Source organism: Paraburkholderia sp. WC7.3g (assembly GCF_050436345.1).
Taxonomy (GTDB): Bacteria; Pseudomonadota; Gammaproteobacteria; order Burkholderiales; family Burkholderiaceae; genus Paraburkholderia; species Paraburkholderia podalyriae.
In genome coordinates, this window is record NZ_JBNDMA010000001.1 from 1,740,647 (window position 1) to 1,758,481 (window position 17,835).

At 63.3% G+C, this 17,835-nt stretch carries 16 protein-coding genes and 4 pseudogenes; 12 read left to right on the plus strand and 8 right to left on the minus strand.

The genetic code is table 11. From position 1 onward, the window contains the following. Nucleotides 1–254: 254 nt before the first annotated feature. From OKW43_RS08065 to OKW43_RS08075, 3 genes and pseudogenes are all read left to right on the plus strand, one after another. Nucleotides 255–755, plus strand: a pseudogene (locus OKW43_RS08065) (IS6 family transposase); the annotation flags it as partial. A gap of 126 nt (nt 756–881) precedes the next feature. Further along, a complete protein-coding gene (locus OKW43_RS08070; protein ID WP_429446439.1) occupies nt 882–2,012 on the plus strand; it encodes an IS110 family transposase in 1,131 nt (376 codons plus the stop codon). 270 nt (nt 2,013–2,282) lie between these two features. After that, nucleotides 2,283–2,495: pseudogene (locus tag OKW43_RS08075) on the plus strand (DDE-type integrase/transposase/recombinase); the annotation flags it as partial. Between the two features lie 223 nt (nt 2,496–2,718). Here OKW43_RS08075 and OKW43_RS08080 read toward each other — a convergent pair. Further along, nucleotides 2,719–3,342 carry a LysE family translocator gene (locus OKW43_RS08080; RefSeq protein ID WP_187637274.1) on the minus strand — a complete coding sequence of 208 codons (624 nt, stop codon included), beginning with the start codon at nt 3,340–3,342 and terminating at the stop codon, nt 2,719–2,721. A gap of 258 nt (nt 3,343–3,600) precedes the next feature. Between OKW43_RS08080 and OKW43_RS08085 the strand changes: the two genes are divergently transcribed. Beyond that, nucleotides 3,601–4,503, plus strand: a complete 903-nt coding sequence (locus OKW43_RS08085) for a glutamate/aspartate ABC transporter substrate-binding protein (RefSeq protein WP_429446442.1) — start codon at nt 3,601–3,603, stop codon at nt 4,501–4,503. A gap of 128 nt (nt 4,504–4,631) precedes the next feature. After that, nucleotides 4,632–5,033, plus strand: a complete 402-nt coding sequence (locus OKW43_RS08090; RefSeq protein ID WP_187637276.1) for a hypothetical protein — start codon at nt 4,632–4,634, stop codon at nt 5,031–5,033. A gap of 67 nt (nt 5,034–5,100) precedes the next feature. On the opposite strand, the gene OKW43_RS08095 is transcribed toward OKW43_RS08090, so the two are convergent. From OKW43_RS08095 to OKW43_RS08105, 3 genes are all read right to left on the minus strand, one after another. Continuing rightward, nucleotides 5,101–6,900: a chloride channel protein gene (locus OKW43_RS08095; protein ID WP_429446444.1), complete on the minus strand. Its 1,800-nt coding sequence runs from the start codon at nt 6,898–6,900 to the stop codon at nt 5,101–5,103. A 2-nt stretch (nt 6,901–6,902) separates the two neighbouring features. Beyond that, nucleotides 6,903–7,319, minus strand: a complete 417-nt coding sequence (locus tag OKW43_RS08100) for a MarR family winged helix-turn-helix transcriptional regulator (RefSeq protein ID WP_027195810.1) — start codon at nt 7,317–7,319, stop codon at nt 6,903–6,905. 117 nt (nt 7,320–7,436) lie between these two features. Beyond that, the gene (locus tag OKW43_RS08105; RefSeq protein ID WP_429446447.1) at nt 7,437–8,603 is read right to left on the minus strand and encodes an HPP family protein; all 1,167 of its coding nucleotides are present in this window, start codon (nt 8,601–8,603) and stop codon (nt 7,437–7,439) included. A gap of 236 nt (nt 8,604–8,839) precedes the next feature. On the opposite strand from OKW43_RS08105, the gene OKW43_RS08110 reads away from it, so the two are divergent. The 4 genes and pseudogenes from OKW43_RS08110 to OKW43_RS08125 all read left to right on the plus strand — a co-directional run bounded on the left by OKW43_RS08110 (nt 8,840) and on the right by OKW43_RS08125 (nt 11,118). Then, on the plus strand, nt 8,840–9,157 hold the full coding sequence (locus OKW43_RS08110; protein ID WP_187637279.1) for a DUF1840 domain-containing protein: 318 nt from the start codon (nt 8,840–8,842) through the stop codon (nt 9,155–9,157). 18 nt (nt 9,158–9,175) lie between these two features. Next, nucleotides 9,176–9,517 carry a hypothetical protein gene (locus OKW43_RS08115; RefSeq protein WP_187637280.1) on the plus strand — a complete coding sequence of 114 codons (342 nt, stop codon included), beginning with the start codon at nt 9,176–9,178 and terminating at the stop codon, nt 9,515–9,517. A 120-nt stretch (nt 9,518–9,637) separates the two neighbouring features. After that, nucleotides 9,638–10,421: pseudogene (locus tag OKW43_RS08120) on the plus strand (chloride channel protein); the annotation flags it as partial. Nucleotides 10,422–10,620: 199 nt separating this feature from the next. Then, nucleotides 10,621–11,118, plus strand: coding sequence for a universal stress protein (locus OKW43_RS08125; protein WP_187637281.1), 498 nt, complete (start codon nt 10,621–10,623; stop codon nt 11,116–11,118). A 298-nt stretch (nt 11,119–11,416) separates the two neighbouring features. On the opposite strand, the pseudogene OKW43_RS08130 reads toward OKW43_RS08125, so the two are convergent. The 3 genes and pseudogenes from OKW43_RS08130 to OKW43_RS08140 all read right to left on the minus strand — a co-directional run. Next, nucleotides 11,417–11,620, minus strand: a pseudogene (locus tag OKW43_RS08130) (hypothetical protein); the annotation flags it as partial. Between the two features lie 17 nt (nt 11,621–11,637). Next, on the minus strand, nt 11,638–12,429 hold the full coding sequence (locus OKW43_RS08135) for a DUF4410 domain-containing protein (RefSeq protein ID WP_429446450.1): 792 nt from the start codon (nt 12,427–12,429) through the stop codon (nt 11,638–11,640). Nucleotides 12,430–13,017: 588 nt separating this feature from the next. Continuing rightward, nucleotides 13,018–13,413 carry a hypothetical protein gene (locus tag OKW43_RS08140; protein ID WP_429446452.1) on the minus strand — a complete coding sequence of 132 codons (396 nt, stop codon included), beginning with the start codon at nt 13,411–13,413 and terminating at the stop codon, nt 13,018–13,020. A gap of 350 nt (nt 13,414–13,763) precedes the next feature. On the opposite strand from OKW43_RS08140, the gene OKW43_RS08145 reads away from it, so the two are divergent. The 3 genes from OKW43_RS08145 to OKW43_RS08155 all read left to right on the plus strand — a co-directional run bounded on the left by OKW43_RS08145 (nt 13,764) and on the right by OKW43_RS08155 (nt 16,478). After that, nucleotides 13,764–14,189: a phasin family protein gene (locus tag OKW43_RS08145; protein WP_187637284.1), complete on the plus strand. Its 426-nt coding sequence runs from the start codon at nt 13,764–13,766 to the stop codon at nt 14,187–14,189. 526 nt (nt 14,190–14,715) lie between these two features. Beyond that, nucleotides 14,716–15,165 carry a DUF2844 domain-containing protein gene (locus OKW43_RS08150; RefSeq protein ID WP_429447363.1) on the plus strand — a complete coding sequence of 150 codons (450 nt, stop codon included), beginning with the start codon at nt 14,716–14,718 and terminating at the stop codon, nt 15,163–15,165. Nucleotides 15,166–15,176: 11 nt separating this feature from the next. Beyond that, nucleotides 15,177–16,478 carry a DUF3443 domain-containing protein gene (locus tag OKW43_RS08155; protein ID WP_429446454.1) on the plus strand — a complete coding sequence of 434 codons (1,302 nt, stop codon included), beginning with the start codon at nt 15,177–15,179 and terminating at the stop codon, nt 16,476–16,478. A 78-nt stretch (nt 16,479–16,556) separates the two neighbouring features. Here the strand turns inward: OKW43_RS08155 and OKW43_RS08160 are convergent, their stop codons facing one another. Beyond that, nucleotides 16,557–17,627 carry a zinc-binding metallopeptidase family protein gene (locus tag OKW43_RS08160; RefSeq protein ID WP_429446456.1) on the minus strand — a complete coding sequence of 357 codons (1,071 nt, stop codon included), beginning with the start codon at nt 17,625–17,627 and terminating at the stop codon, nt 16,557–16,559. Nucleotides 17,628–17,835: the final 208 nt, after the last annotated feature.

A 17,835-nucleotide genomic window follows, 5' to 3' on the forward strand; every position in this document is an offset into this window, starting at 1 on the left:
ACGCAGATACGGCGGGGTTACATTGCAAACAAACCATCGCGCCTTTGCAAACGCGTTCAATGTTGCAATGAAGCAGCATAGAACCGTCGAGGACAATGCGCGCGGAACGGGCCGGAAACCACGCGGTAATGTCCGATATCGTTGACACTCGAGTGTTCGGCAGGCAGTCAGATGCGCGTGCACGTCAACAGGTTCTGTTGCAGTAAGGCCGGTCCGCTATGATGGGCGGAACGACACGAACGACTGAAAGCTCGATGAAGACGATGAATCCGGCGGTGGCCCGAGTGCTCAAACGCCTGCATTATCCGCTCGACGTGATTCTGACCTGCGTGCGCTGGTACGTGGCCTATCCGCTGAGCCTACGCCACCTTGAAGACACGATGGCTGAGCGCGGCGTTTCGGTCGATCATTCGACTGTGCACCGCTGGGCCATCAAGCTGTTGCCGGTGCTGGAGAAAGCGTTTCGCCGCCTCAAACGGCCGGTGGGTAAGAGCTGGCGGATGGACGAAACGTACATCCGCGTCAAGGGGGAATGGCGGTATCTTTACCGGGCCGTCGACAAGGACGGCAACACCATTGACTTTCTGCTACGCGCCCATCGGGACAAGACTGCGGCCCGGCGTTACTTTGAGAAATCGAGCGCCCAGAACGGTATACCCGAAACGGTAATCATCGACAAAAGCGGCGCCAATCTCGCCGCGCTCGAAGCGATCAATGCCGATCGTGAAGCGCCCATCAGGATCCGCCAGTCCAAGGCAGTATGACTTTCCGTGAGGCAGGGGCTGGCCAGCCGTGACGAATCAGACGCGGGTTAGCATTGCTGCCAGAGCCGCACGGTGTGGACAGCGCCACACCCGGCGATTTCCGGCACGGAGGCCAGCATGGAAAGCGATAGCACGGTGTACGTCGGTCTGGATGTTCACAAGGATTCGATCACGGTCGCCTACGCGATCGGCATGGGCGAGGTGGAACTGCTTGGCAAGATCGGTACGACGAAGGCAGATATCGACCGCCTGTGCAGGCGCCTGCAGTCAAAAGGGCGACACGTACGCATCGTCTACGAAGCGGGTCCGTGTGGTTATGGGCTTTACCGGCAGCTCGTCCAGAAGGGATTCGACTGCATCGTGTGTGCACCATCGCTGATTCCGAAGAAGCCCGGCGAGCGCGTGAAGACGGATCGGCGCGATGCGATCAAACTGGTGCGAGCGCTGCGCGCCGGTGACCTGTCAGCGGTCTATGTCCCGGGCGTCGAGGATGAGGCATTCCGGGATCTGGCGCGGGCATGGGCCGGTGCCAGAGACGATCTGAAGCAGGCGCGGCAGCGGCTGAAGTCGTTCCTGCTCTCGCATGGCGTGCACTATACCGGGAACGCGAACTGGGGCGCCGCCCATCGGCGCTGGCTCAGCGCATATTCATTCGGGCACCCGTGGCGGCAACTGGCGTTTGACGAACACCGGCGCACGATCGAGGACCGACTCGCGCAGTGTGATCGCCTCGAAGCAGCGCTACGCGAGGCAGTCGTCAACTGGCGGTTTTATCCAGCCCTGCTGGGACTGCAGGCGATGCGGGGCGTGCAGTTCGTCACGGCCGTCGGGATACTGTCGGAACTGGGCGACCTGTCACGCTTCGAACATCCACGTCAACTGATGGCATGGCTGGGGGTGACGCCGTCGGAACATTCCTCGGGCGACAAGCGACGTCGGGGTAGCATCACCAAGACCGGCAACAGCTACGCCAGAAAGCTGCTGGTCGAGGCGGCCTGGAGCTACCGGCATCCTGCGCGCGTGAGCCGCGACATCCAGCGTCGGCACGAAGGTATTCCGAAGGCCATTATCGATCGCGCCTGGGACGCGCAGGTCCGGTTGTGCCGGCGATACCGGAAGCTGGCAGTGCGCGGCAAACACGTCAATATCGCGACGGTCGCCGTCGCCCGTGAACTAGCGGGCTTCATCTGGGACATCAGCCGCCTGGCGATGTCGCTTGCCACGTCACGCAGCGCACAGACCGCGTAAGCCGCCCGCCACTCAACGCAAGACAACAAGTGGAGGAGTTTCCTGAAGGCGGCGTAGCCCGGCACTCGAGTAACCCGCGAAGATATTTCGCAACGGGCATCACCAATTTGCGGCCCAAGACAGCGGCAGGCTCATGAGGCGGACCTCTGTAATGCGGTAGCCAATCCGCGGATATCAGTGTGATCCACCGTCGACCTTACTGCTACGCCGCCCTCAGGGAATTCTCGCGCCTATGAAAAAGCGAAAAATCAACATCGCGATTGACATGGAAAGTCATATCAATATCTGAACAACATCGTCGAGCAGGATCATCGGGCGATCAAACGACGAACGCGGCCCATGCTGGGGTTCAAGAACTTTCGCTGTGCCCGGATCCTTCTGGCCGGCATTGAGATTATGCACATGATCGCCAAAGGACAGATGAAATGTGCTCGCGGAGCCCATCCGTCCGCCGCTGATCAATTCTACGAGCTCGCAATATAAGCAGTACTTCGCATATCGATCTCGCTCGCTCTTCGATCCTTACTGCGACGAAGCCCAAACTTGTGTTTTGAAATTCGGGCCACCTTGACCATCGCGAAGTCAAATGTGCAAACTTAAGGCATCTTGGTCGAGAACCGCGTTGCAGCTTAACCCTTATGAACACAGGATTTTAGGTACGAACTTTATTGCATGCGTACAAGACGCGGCGGCGCGCGTCGAAAGCTCAGTTGCCGTGCCCAAGCAGCTTCAGCGCGATCGGATACAGCGATGCCACGAGCAGCAGCGCCATCGCGATGTTGAAGACGCGCAGCCGCTTCGGGTTCGACAGCACCTCGCGCATCGCGGTGCCGAAACCAGCCCACACGCAGATGCACGGAAAGCCGATCACATAGAACACTGCGGCCATCGCAACCGCGTTCATACCGAAGCTGTTGCTCAGATGAATCGTCGTCGCGGCGGTCAGCACCATCATCCACGCCTTCGGATTGACCCACTGAAACGCGATCGCCTCATGAAAGCGCATCGGGCGACGCTCGCCGCTCCTGAGCTTCAACTCACCGGACGTGCCGATCTTCCATGCCAGATACAGCAGATAAGCGACGCTGACGACTTCGAGCACCGTATACAGCACGGGGAAATGCACGAACGCCTCACCGAGGCCGATACCGACCGACAACATCAACAGCACCACTCCGACGCTGATGCCGGACAGATGCGGCAGCGTACGGCGAAAGCCGAAATTGACGCCCGACGCGAGCAGCATCGTATTGTTCGGCCCCGGCGTGATCGAGGTGACGAGCGCGAACAGAATGCTGGCGGGCAGCGCGCTGAGAGTGACGAAAGACATGGGGGGCTCCGGTGTCGCCAACAGAAAACGGTGAGGCTCATTCTATCGATAGGGCCCGGTACAGTACCTGTACGGTTTAGAGAATGGTGTCCGGTACGGATCGATGACGACTGGTTGGCCGGAAAGCGCCGACACACGGCAATTCAACACTCGGTAGTTAACATATGTTGCAATTAATTTTTTAATGGCAACATATGTAGACGGCTGGCGCAGCAGCCCGCCATCTATCAGGAACCTGCCGCACGATTGGAGATACCTATGAAAGTGATGAATTGGTCCACTGTTGCCGTGCTCGTGGCGGTAACGTTGGCGAGTCCGGGCGCGTTCGCGCAGGACGCGACGTCTACGCTCGCGAAGATCCAGCAAAGCGGTGTGATCGCGATTGGCCATCGCGAGACGTCGGTGCCGTTCTCGTACGTCGACGCGAACAACGAGGTGGTCGGCTTTTCGCAGGACCTGTGCAACAAGGTCATCGATGCGGTCAAGGTGAAAACGAAGCGTCCGGACCTCAAGGTGCGCTTCATCCCCGTCACCTCGCAGAATCGCATTCCGCTCGTACAGAACGGCACGGTCGATCTCGAATGTGGCGTGACGACCAATCTCGCCGCGCGCCAGAGCCAAGTGACGTTCGGCGACACGTTCTTCGTCGCGACGACGCGTCTTTTGACGCGCAAGGACTCGGGCATCAAGGACTTTCCGGACCTCGCGGGCAAGACGGTCGTGACGAATCAGGGCACGACGTCCGAGCGCATCCTGCGCAAGATGAACGAGGACAAGAAGATGAACATGCAGATCATCAGCGCGAAGGACTACGGCGAAGGGCGCCTGACGCTCGAAAGCGGCCGTGCCGTCGCGTACATGATGGATGACGTGTTGCTTGCCGGCACGCGCACGCTGACCGCGAAGCCGTCGGACTGGATCATCACCGGCACGCCGCAATCGTCGGAAGCGTATGGCTTCATGTTGCGACGCGACGATCCCGAGTTCAGAAAGCTCGTCGACGACACGCTCGAACAGGTGATGAAAGGACCGGAAATCCACACGATGTACGACCGATGGTTCATCAAGCCGGTGCCGCCGAAAAACATCAGCTTCGATTTTCCGATGAGCGATTCGCTGAAACAGCTTTACGCGCAGCCGAATGACAAGGCGCTTGAATAACGGCTTTTTCCGCTATTGCGCGTAGGCGTTGGTATTTGTTTGGCGGTCCTTTGCTGTTTCCTCTATACCAGGTAGAGACGGCGCGTTTCGGTTGAGTGCGTCGCCTTTGGCGGGAATGGAGGTGCAAAGTGACGAAGCCGATGGAAACTTCGCGGTGCGGACGGATTTTCGTCAGTGGAATGCTTCGTGCTGCGCTGGCACTAGCGAGCGGCGTATGCATGGTGTCCGCGCACGCCGACGCGCAAATGCGCGCGATCACGATCGTATCGGGCACCTATGGCGAGAATTGCGGCGCACCGCGCGGCAATCTGACTCGCGAACTCGCGCGTCATTGCAACGGACGGGCGACTTGCGAGTACCCGCTGCCCGGCCTGCACAAAGGCGGCACGACGCTGGCATGCCCACGCGACTTCCACGCCGAATGGCATTGTGACGACGCCGACGTTCACAGCGCCGCGTTGGGCCCCGGCGCGAAATCGGGCGATACGCTGGTGCTCGGTTGCACGGAGTCGCGTGGCGCGGGCAAATAGCGCCGTGCGCAAATGAAAAGGCCGAGGCCCCAACGGGCCTCGGCCTTTGGTGTTTACCGCGGCCTTTTTAGCTGGTTTTACGAACCGCCGCGAAGCGCCGCTTGCCCAGCGACGGCCCGATACGACGGAAACGCTCCCGCTTGTGCTCCTCTTCGAAGTGAGCCAGCGACGGCTTGACGAGATCGCTGCGCGACACGATGCCGAGCAGACGCATGCTGTTGCCATCGGCGACCACCGGCAGGCGTTCGAGACCCAGCACCGCGAGCCGCGTCGCCACGAGCCGACAGGTTTCGGATGACAAAGCAAAAGCGGTGTTGTGCTGCGCGAACACGTCGGCGAGCGTCATCGCGCGCTTGCGCTGCGCGTCCTCGGCGCAGAAGCGTTCGAGCAACATGCGGTCGGCCACGCCGATCACCGCGCCGGCGCGCACCACCGGATACGCGCGGCGCAGCTGGGTCGCGCCGAACAGCGTCCGCAGCGTTTCGCCGACCGTCGTGGCGGCATCGACCGATTCGACCGAGGCGGTCATCACTTCGTCGACATAGTGGCGCTCGAGCGGATCGACGCCGTACTCGCGATAGATGTGATAACCGCGTCGCGCGATTTTCTCGGTCATGATCGAGCGCCGCATCACGACCGTGGAGAAGCCGTGCGCGATCAGCGTTGCCGTCAACAGGGGCAGCAGCGCGTTGGCGTCGTGCGTGAGGCCGAACGCGAACACGATGGCCGTCAGCGGCGCGCCGAGCGTGGCGCCGAGCGTCGCGGCCATGCAGACGAGCGGCCACAGCGCCGGCTCGCTGCCCGGCAGCCAGCGCGCGAGCACCGTGCCGAGTCCGGCGCCGAGCATCAGCAGCGGCGCGAGCACGCCGCCCGACGTGCCAGAGCCGAGCGCGAAGACCCACATCACCGCCTTCACGGCTAGCAGCAAAAGAGCGACCTGCACCGCGATATGCTGATGCAGCAGATCGCCGATCACGTCGTAACCGACGCCGAGCGCACGCGGTTCGAGCCAGCCGCCAATCCCGATGACGATGCCGCCGAGCGCGGGCCACCACATCCAGTGGACCGGCAGCTTGCCGAACAGGTCTTCCACTTTGTACAGCGCGGCGGACAGCCCCGAGGCCAGCACGCCCGACAACACGCCCGCGACCGCGCATGACAGCAGCGACCATCCATCGGGAGCGGCGGTCTGCAGCGCAAACAGCGGACCTGTCCCGAAGAAAATCGCCCGGGCGAAGCCGGCGACCGCGCAGGCCACCGCGACCGGCAGGAAGCTGCGCGGGCGCCATTCGAACAGCAACAGCTCGACCGCGAGCAGGACGGCCGCGACCGGGGTGCCGAACACCGCGGTCATGCCGGCCGCGGCGCCGGCCACGAGCAGCGTCTTGCGTTCCGCCGACGTGACCTTCACACACTGAGCGATCAGCGAGCCGAGCGCGCCGCCGGTCATGATGATCGGGCCTTCGGCGCCGAACGGCCCGCCGCTGCCGATCACGATGCCCGACGACAACGGCTTGAGCACCGCCACTTTCGGCGACATCTTGCTCTTGCCGAACAGGATCGCTTCAATCGCCTCGGGAATGCCGTGGCCACGAATTTTTTCGGAGCCGAAGCGCGCCATCAGGCCGACGATCAAACCGCCGACCACCGGCACGCCGATCACCCACAGGCCGAGCGTGTTGGTGGCGGGCGAGCGGTCGACGAACGACAGCGTGCCGAAGAAAAACAGATTGGTGAAGAGGCGAATCAGGTTCAGCAGAACAAAAGCGGCAATCGTGCTGACGAAGCCAATGCACGCGGCGAGCGCGAAAATGCCGGGCAGCCGGGCATTCGCCGCGAAGTCGCGTTTGTGGGAATCCATGCTCATGGTTAGTCGAGGTCGATCTGTGGAATCTGGAAGGAGCCTTCGAGCGATCTCAATTCGGCGCGATGCAATTCCGCAAGCCGCTCGAGTACCCGTTCTCCCGCTTTTTCAATGTGTACTTCAACCTGGCGGCGATCGATCTCGCTGACCTGGCGGCGCACCAGATTCAGTGCCTCGCAGCGCGATACCAGTGCGACGACGCCGTGATGCTGCGCCTGCAGACGCTCCGCGAGTTCGCCGACGGTTGCCCAGTCGCGCTCCGGATAGCCCTTGATATGCAGCAACAACAGGTATTGCAATGGCGTGATGCCCTCGTTCTGCGCCGCTTGCTCGGAGAAGCGCTCGAAGCGCCGCATCTGGTAGCGAAACTGCGACAGCTGCTCGAAATCCCTCTTAAGGAGCTTGCGAGTCCGTACTTTCATGGCATATCCGCCGATGTGAAGAAAACCCAAAATGTATCATTTCATGATGTATTTGTGCGAATTGCGGCCGTCGCGGCGGCATCGCGCGGCGGGTCTCCTCGGTCTTTCAATTGAAAATCAGGCCGCCTGGTGAGCCCGGGTGGCGGTTTGTCGATACAGGCCGGAGATCAGATCCACCTGCGTGATCATGCCGACCACGCGCCCCGCGCGATCGAGCACCGGTATGTGGTGATGGCCGAAGTTCGCGAACATCGGCACCAGTTCGGTGATCGGCGCGGTTGCGGCGACGGTGCAGACGTCGGTGGTCATCACGCTGCCGACGTCCGACGTGCGAAGCGCATCGCCGCGCAGCCAGCCGTCGAAGTAGTTCAGGATCGGACCGAGCGAGCCGAAGCTTCTTCTGTCGACGAAATCGGCGCGCGTGACGATGCCGAGCAGTTTCCGCGCCGCATCGACGACCGGCAGCGCCTTCACGTTGTGGCGCCTGAACAACTGCCATGCGGCGGCGGCGCGCGTGCCAGCGGAGACCGACACGACGTGGCGCGACATCACGTCTTCGCAGCGCAGTTCGTTGAAGCTGCGCGAGAAGGCCTGAAGCTGCGTTTCGCGCAGCAGCGAATAGAGGTCGTCGGTGTCGATGTCGAGCATTTCGTCACGGCGTCCGAGCACGGCTTTGACGTCGTCGCGCGTGAAGCCGACGCGCGCGGCTTCGTCGGCGGCCTGGCTCGGCGTCGCGCGGTCCTGGCGGCCCGCATGCGGGTATCGGTGGCCCGTCGCCGCATGGTAGACGAGCGCCGCGAACAGCAGCGCGGCCGACTGAATCGCGATCGGTTCGAGCACGAAGCGGTAGCCGAGCGCATGAACGACCGGGCCGCCCAGCACCGCGGTCAACGCGACCGCGCCCGATGGCGGGTGCACGCAGCGCAGCGCGAACATGCCGGAGATCGACAGCGCCACCGCGAGGGCGGCCGCGAGCGTCGGATCGCCGATCAGCATCGCGCAGGTCACGCCGACCGTCGCCGACACCAGGTTGCCGCCGATGATCGACCACGGCTGCGCGAGCGGGCTCGCGGGCACCGCGAACAACAGCACGGCGGAGGCGCCCATCGGCGCGACGAGCAGCGGAATGTTCGCGGCCGGCCCGAGCAGCAGGTACATCAGACCGCCAGTAAACGAAATACCGAGCAGCGCGCCGACGCAGGAACGCGCACGCTCGTGCCATTTCACGGTGACCGGGGCGGGGAGAAAGCTGGCTAGCCAGCCAAATGCAAGGGAGCGGGACAAGATAGGAGCGGAAAGTAGTCGATGATGCGGGTCCGAACATTACCGGGGAAACCCTGGCAACGCGAATACAGTCTGGTCATGATTATATTTCAATATGATATAAAAACGCATCCAGCGAGCCGGGCACCGGATCGACGTGTGTCCGTGCTTTTTTATCACGTCGTGATATAAAATGATCGACAGGGGTTGAGCGGATTGGTTGGCCCGTTGCCTGATATCTCGATGAGGGAGCCATCATGATGATTACATTTCAATCGACGGCGTCGCCGGATGTCGTCATGCTCAGGGATCTCGCGCAATATCTGCTCGGCCTGGTCGGCAAGCGGCTTGGCGAGCGCGGCGTCATCAGCCATGACGAGCTGCCCCGCGCGATCGATCGGCTCGAAGCCGCCATCACCGAAGATGCGGCCGCGGAAACGACGCTCGAAGCATTGCATCGCTCGACGAGCAATCAACGCGAGTCGCGCAACCGGTTGTCGCAGCGCGCGTGGCCGTTTCTCGACATGATGCGTGCGGCGCGCGAGTCGGATGCGGACATTATCTGGGGGCTGTAGTTCGTCGAAGGAGTCGCGATGAAACGACCTACATCGCGTCGACAATTCGCAATCCTGCTGATGTCGGTTTGCGCCGTTCCGCTGGCCTATGCGTTCTCGCCCGCGCTGGAGACCGGCCGATACCAGCAGCCGATGCGCGGCTCATGCCGCGCGTCGTGCGATGCCGGCGTGCGAAGCAGGGTGATCGGCGTGTATGGCGGCACCGTTGTCGATCAGTTGTCCAATGGAGCGGTGGTGCTCGTGAAATGGCCGAACGGTTCGCCGCACGAGGCATGGACCGCTCGGCCGCATGGTTATGGATTGCCCGTCGATCCCGCGGCAAACGCCGCTCATGTTTTCTTTCTGTGGCCGCAGTCGTAGCGCGGCGTTGCTGGCCGCCGCGCCGCGCAACGGCGTGCGCTCGGGTACGGCTGATGCATGCTCGATGCTGCCACGACGGCACACGAATCCCCCATCTTTATTCGACCATCAGGAGCGGCAGTGCAGACGCATGCGCCAAAAGGCGACTTCGCCACCGATACCCGGCTTCTGCGAATCACGGTGATTGCCGCCGTGGTCGGCCTGTTCAGCACGTTCGTCGCGGACTTCCTGCTGCACCTGATCAGCTTCTTCACTAACCTGTTCTTCTTTCAGACGCTGTCGACAGCGGGGCGCTCGCCCGCCAGTCATACGTTGGGGCTGTGGGTGATCGTGGTGCCGGTCGTCGGCGGTCTGATCGTCGGGCTGTTGGCGCGCTTCGGTTCGGAGCAGATTCGCGGGCACGGCATTCCCGAAGCGATCGAGGCGATTCTGTTCGGCAAGAGCACCATGTCGCCGAAGGTGGCCGTGCTGAAGCCGCTGGCGTCGGCGATCGCGATCGGCAGCGGCGGACCGTTCGGCGCCGAAGGGCTGATCATCATGACGGGGGGGCGCGCTCGGTTCGTTGATCGCGCAGTTCTTCCATCTGTCGAGCGGCGAACGCAAGACGCTGCTGGTGGCGGGCGCGGTCGCTGGCATGACCGCGGTGTTCGGCACGCCCGTCGCCGCCGTGTTGCTCGCGGTCGAACTGCTGCTATTCGAATTGCGGCCGCGCAGTTTGCTGCCCGCTGCGGTTTCGTGCGCGGTGGCGGGCTTTTCGCGGCCGCTATTGCTGGGCAGCGGCCCGCTATTTCCATTGCAGACCTTGCCGCTCGGCACGCTCGGGCTCGCGTCGTGCGCGCTCGCGGGGCTGATCGCCGGCGCGCTGTCGTGGGGATTGTCGACGTTGCTCTGCAAGGTCGAGGACGAGGAACGCGAGCGGGAACGATTCCGGCGCATTTCGCTATTTCAAGGCAGGAGTTCGGTGTCGGCCGAACCTCGTGAATAGTGCCTTGTTTATGGCGTCTCTGTAGGTGTTTGCATGCATGAGCGTCGCGCGGTATATGTCACGAATAGACATATAATTAAATGACGATGTGCCGCGCGCGCCGCGCAAGGAGGTTCTCATGTCGAGCTTCAAGCGCATTCTTCTCTGTTACGACGGAACCCGCGAAGGACAACACGCGTTGAAGGACGGGGCGGCTCTCGCGCAAGACCTGAAGGCGGAAGTGCACCTGCTTTCCGTGCTCAACAATACGGCGTGGATGCAGGGGGCGGACATCACGTCCGCGGTGCCAGTCGATTTCATCAACCAATCCGCCAAAGCGCTGCTCGACGAGGGCTTGCAGAAACTCGCCGCACGCGGAATTCGCGCGACAGGTCATCTCGCGATCGGCGAACCGCTCGATGAGATTCCGTTTTTCGCCAACGATCTGAAGGCCGATCTGGTCGTGGTCGGCCATCGTCGCAGTCACGGACTCGCGCGCTGGTGGGGCGGCCGCCACGACGGACTGCTGCTCGATCGCGTGACGTGCAGCGTGCTGGTGACGATGGGCGCGGCAGCCGATACGCCGGCCGCGGTCGCGGGCACAGGCGAGACCACGCGGTCCGCCGAACATTCATGAGCGTTGGGTTGGGTTGTTTGTGTTGGGTAGCGTTGGCACGGAGGCACAGCGGCTGAAGAAAAAACCCCAAGGCGAGCCGCCGGTCGAATGACCCGACGCGGCGCACGCCGTTCAGCTCGCGCGTAAAACAGAAACGCTGCCAGGCTCAGAAAGCCCGGCAGCGTTTTTGTATGCGAGTCGCCCGGCACAGGCGACCGACATCACGTCAGACCATCAGAAGTCGGTGCTGACCGACAGCAGGAACGTACGCGGCGCACCCTGGGTCAGGTACGTCGTCGCACCGTAGGCCGATACGGCCGGTGGTCATGCTGAACGGCATGTCGATGTCGCGCTGCTTGCCGAGCACGCCGTAGTCGGCGCCGCGTGCGACCTGGCCGCCCGCGTAAGTCGGCGACAGATCGCCGGGCAGCTCTTCGAAGGCGGCCGCCTAGACCTTGATGGCGGGTAGCGTGTCGTCGGCGGCGGGGGCGGTGTCGGTCGATTGGGCGAACGCGCTGGCCGCGGCGCCGCCGCCTCCGCTCAGCTCTTCTGCGCGGTCTGCATCCAGCCGGCTTCGACGCCGAACTGCGCGATCTCTTTCGCGACCGCATCGCCGAGGCGCTTTGCATCGTTTGACACGCCCGCGCGCTTCGTTTCGCTCACGCCGTGCAGGCCCGCGCCGGCCGCGGCTGCAGTCGCGACGGTGCCGGCCGCCGCGCCGACGCCGGCGGTTTCGACCATGCCCGGCATCTTGCCGCTGTCCGCGTTGGCCATGAAGCTTTGCACGACACGCGGCGCACCGACTGCAGGCTGGTACACGATGCGTACCGAGCTGCTCACCTCGCTCTTGCCCGCGCCGAGGCCGATCAGCGTGCGACGGCGTCGATTGCCGGCGTCGATCGTCTCGAAGCTGCCTTGCACGAGCAGCACGTTCTGGCCGGCGGGCACCGGCGCGTCGGTGCGCACCGCGTGCAGACCCATCGCCTGCAACTGATGGACGATTTCGTCGGCGACCTGCTCGCGCACCTGGGCGGCATCGGCAACCTGCTTCTGCGCGCCCGACGAACCCGACATCTGCGTCTTCAGTTTCTGCAGCACGCCGCCGTTGTCGAGCTTGACCTGCTGCGGATCGGCATCGAACGTATAGACGTAGATCGTGTCCGGATGCATCGTCGATTGCGCGCCTGCGTCGGCCGTCGCGGACGCGCTCGTCGCGCTCAGATTGGTGACGCTGGCGCCGGCGCAGCCGCTCAGAAGCGCGCTACCGCAGACGAGTGCGATGCAGGTGAAACGGGCGGCGTTCTTTTTGATGAAGTTCACTGAAGTCAACATGATGATCCTGTCGTCGGCACGCGGTGCCAGTCTGTTCGAGTCCATCGCCGATGATCGGGCAACCGTGGGATCGTCGATCATCGGCGAGGGGATTCGCACGTGAAGCCTTTCGATCTCATGCGTCTGTGATTCGTCACGCACCGGCAGCGAACGAAGTATGGGCGAGTGCCCCGCCGAACTCCATTCAACAATTATTTCGAGTGATGTCACGGCGAAATGAACGCGCGAAACGCGGCTGCGCGCGGCGGCATACGCGGTGAAGCGCGACGCGAAACGGCGGGGGAGCGCGTCGAAGGAGGGGCGTGGAAGTCGAGCCGCCGATCAGTTCAAAGCGAGCTTGACGATGCAGCACAGCACGAACACGAGCAGGGCGGCGGCAATGGCCATGTCCAGCGGATAGCGCATTCCTTCACCCTGTCCTTGCGTTGTGGAGCTCCTATCGTAATCACCTGACGGAAGATGGAAAGCGCCAGTGAAGCGCCAATGTGGGACAGCCCACGAAGTCCCCGAGCGCCGCGCGGGGTGGGGCTGGGGGAGCGCTTCCAGCGATCGTCGCGCGGCGCTGCGTTCGCAATCCGCGACGAAAACTTATTGCGCCGGCGACGGACCCGGTGGCGTGCCATGCGGCGCCTTGTTCGCCGCCGCGAGATCTTCGGCGAGACTCGTGCGCAGCGTCGCGATCGCCTGCTCGGGATTGACGGGCTTGAGCTGCTCGCGCGCCAGCGAGTCGTACACGTAGTGACGCAGCATCGGGTCCTGGGTCTTGTTCAGCACGTCGTGGTAGACCGCGACGATCTCGCCTTCATTGCCGTTCAGCGCATACAGACGGCGCAGCTGTTCGAGATCGTTGACCACGGCGAAGGCTGGGCTCGGATGACCCATCATCGGACCATGCCCCGGCGGCATGCCGTCGTCCGCGAGCGCGGTCGTCGCGATGATGCCAATAACCGCGGCCACGGCCGCGCTGAGGAATGCTTTTCTCATGATGTCGCCTCCATCGAAAACAGCGCCGGCGCCACGATGGACCGGCTCCTCGCAACGATAGTCGACACGCTGATCCGCCGGGTTACGAAAACCATGCAATAACTTTCCGAGCCTTTCGATGCGCGCGGCACGGCGCCTGAAGAGACGCACCGACCGCTTGCCCTTCGCGCCAGGGTGAGCCCGCTGGCGCAACGCAGCCGGATAGCGCATGATGGCTGCGATGTGCCGTGCGACCCCAAAACCACCTCGCCGTGGCCGCACGCGCGGCACACGCCGCCGCCCGCATCGGCGTCGCGCCTGGTGCGGGCGGCGCAGAGGCGATGAGTTTTCAACCGCAAGGAGGATTTCGCATGGACCGACCTGATGCAGCCAATCCGTTTGGCGATTTCACCAAAATGCTGGAGCAGTTCAAGCTCCCCGGCTTCGACGTGCCCGCCATCATGGAAGCGCGCCGCAAGGACATGGAGGCGCTGGTTCAGGCGAATCAGACAGCATTCCAGGGGATGCAGTCGCTCGCGCAGAAACAGGCCGACATGCTGCGCACCACGCTGGGCGAGCTACAGTCGCTGACGACGCAACTCACGGCGGCCGGCACCGCGCCGTCGAGCAAAACCGCGGAGCTGATCCAGCAGAGCCTGCACAAATCGCTCGCCGACATGCAGCAACTCGCGCAAGCCGCGTATCAGACGCAGGCAGAGTCGTATGCGGTAATCGCGAAACGCGTCGAAGAAAACGTGCAGGAATTGAAGTCGATGCTTGAGCAGCAGAAGAAGTAACGCGCGCTGCAACTTCCGAACGATCGAAACCGCGGAGGGCCACCATAGCCCTTCGCGGTTTTTTTTGGCCTTCGCGATTTGCGTTGCAAGTCGAACGTAGTCGGACGAATAGGCACCCGCTCACGCGTTATTCAGCAGACGCTTACATGAGCGAAAAAACGCAGCCCCCTATTCGCAGCTTTTACGCGGGACGGCCGCAATTTCAACCGGCTGTTCGTTCCAAATGTCATACGGAACCGGAAGAGGCGTCAAAGCATTGTCGCTAAAAGGCTTTGTCCGCGCCGATCAAACGGAATCGAACCGCGGCTTGGCTCGCAAAGCTTTGAATCGCGCCGCAAACGATTGGCGCGCGCCATTGCGCTGACTAAAGTTTCGTCCCGCCTTTCCGTAGACGCATTCACGCAGCCCAACCGGCGTGAAGGCAATCCGGCTTAGCCGGTTAGGTGTGCGCCCCCCTGTTTCGCGTTTGTGATCGGCTTCATCCAGGTCGCGGGCGTTTCACCTCGAAGGAAATCTCTTGAAATCGATGCTGATTACCCGCATTGCCTGCGCAATGCTCGGGGCATGCTGCGCGTTGCCGTTCGCCGCGCACGCGACGCTCGGCCAGAACGCCGCCACCGTCGACGGCGATCAGGCGCGCCTGCACGCGGTCGCTCGCGCGGCTAGCGCACAAGGCGCGTATGCGGTGCATACGCTCACGCTGCCGTCCGGCACCCAGGTGCGCGAGTACGTGGCAGCCAATGGCATCGTGTTCGGTATCGCATGGGATGGCCCGACGCTGCCCGATCTGAAGGCGATGCTCGGCGCGTCCTTCGACGCCTACGTCACCGCCAGCACGACGCGGCGCGGCGTGCCGCTCGCGGTCTCGAACAGCGATCTCGTGGTGTTCTCGAGCGGCCATCTGCGCGCGTTTACCAGCTATGCGTATCTACCGCGGGCGGTGCCGGCGGGTGTCGACGTCAGCGTCATTCAATAGCGGAGCGAATCATGCGATCCAGGTCTTCGTGGATGACTGTGCTGGGCGCGGCGCCCATCATGCTGTTGACTCTGCTGCTGAGCGCGTGCGGCGGCGGGGGCGGCGGGGGCGATGGTGCGAGCACCACGGCCAATTCGAGCACGTCCAGCAACTCGACCAGCTCGACCGGCTCGTCGGGTTCGACCGTGACCAACACGTCGCCGTCGCCGCAGGTGCTGGCCGCCAACGCGGTGCGCGTGACGGTCGACTCCGGCATCAGCAACGTGCCGAACATGCCGTTCGTCAGCATCACGATCTGCGCACCCGGCACCAGCAATTGCCAGACGATCGATCACGTGCTCGTCGATACCGGCTCGTGGGGCGTGCGCGTGTTCGCGTCGCAACTGCCCGCGTCGATGAGCCTGCCGCAGCAGAAGGACGGCGCGGGCAACCTCGTCGCCGAATGCATGCAGTTCTTCGACGGCTACACGTGGGGCGCGGTGAAGCTCGCCGATGTGCAGCTCGCCGGCGAGAAAGCCGCGTCGCTGCCGATCCAGGTGATCGACCCGAACTACGCGTCGCTGCCGGGCGATTGCGCGGCCGTCGGCGCGGCGCGCAACACCCCGGCCAGTTTGCAGGCGAACGGCATTCTCGGCATCGGCGTGTTCAAGCACGACTGCGGCGCGAACTGCGCGCAGCAGGCGATCCCCGCGACCTACTACGGGTGCAGCGGCACCAACTGCACGTCGATTCCGCTCGCGCAGACGTACCAGGTCGCCAATCCGGTGCCGTACTTCGCGACCGACAACAACGGCTCCATACTCAGTCTGCCGACCGTGTCGGGCGGCGCGCCATCGGTGTCGGGGCAGCTCGTGTTCGGCATCGGCACGCAGAGCAACAATGCGCTCGGCGGGGCGCAGGTGATCGGCGTGAGTCCATCGAGCGGCACGTTCACGACGGTGCAGAACGGCACCGCGTACACGCGCAGCATTCTCGACAGCGGCTCGACGGGACTCTTCTTCCAGACCACCTTGATGCCGGCTTGCGCGAGCCCGAACAGCGCGTATTACTGCCCGGGTTCGACGCAGCAGTTCGGCGCGATGATCGAAGGCGTGAATGGTACGACGAGCGCGGTGACGTTCGATGTCGGCAACGCGATGTCGATCGCGCAGACTTATGGCGGCGACTCGGCATTGCCGCTGCTCGCCGGACCGGCATTCGTCACCTCGACGGTGTTCGACTGGGGGCTGCCGTTCTTCTACGGCCGCAACGTATATGCGGCGATCGAGCAGCAGTCGACGCCGGGTGGGAAGGGGCCGTATGTGGCCTACTGAGGTCGCGTGGCTTGTCGCTCGCGGCTCGATGACGAGCGTGATGAATGCCCGCTGCCGGTTGGTCCGGCGGCGGCGTTTTTATGTGCTCCTGTCACCCGCCGCTGCGATCACGCGATGCACGAAGCGCAGCTTGTCGACCACCGGCGCGGCGAGCGCAAACGGATAGCCGTCGGGCATGCCGAGACTGCGGTTCAGACTGTTCAGCGCATAGGTGAGCGGAAACCAGCGCTTCATCAGATTGCCGAAGCTCGCATCCTCGATTGGCGTGCGGTCGGTCAGCGTCGGTTCGCTCGGATCGTCGGGCAGCAGCGCGAGTCCGTACGACGTCGCCGTATCGAGCACATCGACGATCAGCAGATAGTGCGCCCACGTCTCCGCCCAGTCTTCCCACGGATGCATCGTCGCGTAGGCGCTGATGTGCGACGCCTGCCAGCCGGCCGGCGCGCCGTCACGGTAGTACGCGTTCAGCGCCTGGCCGTAGTCGGCCTGCCCGTCGCCGAACAGCTCGCGAAACGGTTCGAGCCAGCGTGGTTCGTTTTCGATCAGCTGGCTGAAGAAATAGTGGCCGATCTCGTGGCGGAAGTGGCCGAGCAGCGTACGGTACGGTTCGCCCATCGCGGTGCGCACTTTCTCGCGATGCGCGTCGTCGGCCTCGGCGATGTTCAGCGTGATCAGCCCGTTGTCGTGACCGGTCATCACACGGTCGCAGTCGCCGCCGTCGGCGAGGAATTCGAACGCGAGGCCGTGCTCGGGGTCAGCGTCGCGCGCCTGCACGTCGAGGCCAAGCTCGCCCAGCGTGTACAGTAAACGCCGCTTCGCGACCTCGAGCCGGTACCAGTAGAGCCGGTTTTCGGGTTCGCTCAGATTGGGAATCGTGCGGGTCAGTTGGCACGCGCGGCACAGCGTATCGGGCGAATCGGCGGGGATCATCCAGTTGCAGACGTTTTCGACCGCGTAGTTGTGACATTGCCGGAACAGCACGCCTGTCGCGTCAGGATGCAGGCTGCGCCAGCGGCCGCCGCCGGCGTAGTCGAACGCGCTGATTTCTCGCAGTTCGGGTAGATAGCCAAGCAGCGACTCGCAGCGCTCGCAGCGGACGTTCTCGTAGAACACGAGGTGCGCGCAGCGATGGCAGTGGAAGGTTTTCATCGAGCGGGCCTCGTGATGCGTGCGATGTCGTGTGCGGTGGTGAGCGAAAGCCATCGCAATCTTCATGCCGCGATTGCCAGACGTCACCGGTTTAACGCACAGTATGGTCATGATCGTGCATCGGTGCTGCGCCGCTTTGGTGCACGGTCTGCCGCGGGCCGGCGGTAAGACAAGAGGTACGCAAAACGCCCACGCAATTCAGCCAACA